Raw genomic sequence first — 722 nt, 5'->3', positions numbered from 1 at the left:
GTCGGGACGGCCCTCGATGCCGCCTTCGAGCACGGCCTTGAGCGATTTGTAGGATGCATCGTTGCCGTCGAACGACAGATCGTCGCAGAACACGATGAATCGGAAGTCGGAGGCGCGCAGCAGCGTCATCAGCGCCGGCAGGCTCTCAATGTCCTCGCGGTGAATTTCGATCAGCTTCAGCCGGCCGGCGACGTCGGGCCGCGCGTTGACATGCGCGTGAGCGGCTTTGACCAGCGACGATTTGCCCATCCCGCGCGCGCCCCACAACAGCGCGTTATTGGCGGGCAGGCCGGTCGCGAACCGCTCGGTATTTTCGATCAGCGTGTCGCGCATCCGGTCGACGCCCTGCAGCAGCGACAGATCGACCCGGCTGACCCTGGGAACCGGTGCGAGACGCCCCTCCGGCTGCCAGATGAACGCATCGGCCGAATTCAGCGCGGCATCGGCCGGGGGGGCGGAAGTGCCCGCCAGGTGGGCGGAAATGCCCTCCAGGGCGGTGGCGATCCGCCCCAGCAATCCGCCGTCGAGGGGCGCGCCGGGGGATGTCCCCGACGGGCGGCGCTTTGTCGCCACTGCACGGGCGGGCTTGCGGGTGGCGGACTTCGGGGCGGCTTTGGCGGGGCGGGATTTTGTCTTTTTGGCCATGCTTGCACTTCCTGATGCCGCAGCCATATCGGGCCATGTCACCCCCGGCAACCCACGGAAATGGGAGCGCTATGAGG

At 67.5% G+C, this 722-nt stretch carries 1 protein-coding gene; it reads right to left on the bottom strand.

Going from position 1 to position 722, the window contains the following annotated elements:
* On the bottom strand, positions 1-645 hold a 645-nt coding region (locus tag DYI24_RS27365; protein WP_164574544.1), incomplete at its 3' end, for a DUF815 domain-containing protein.
* Positions 646-722 lie beyond the last annotated feature (77 nt).

The sequence above is a fragment of the Rhodopseudomonas sp. BR0C11 genome (assembly GCF_010820945.1).
Taxonomy (GTDB): Bacteria; Pseudomonadota; Alphaproteobacteria; order Rhizobiales; family Xanthobacteraceae; genus Rhodopseudomonas; species Rhodopseudomonas palustris_H.
This window is presented reverse-complemented; position numbering and strand designations above follow the sequence as displayed.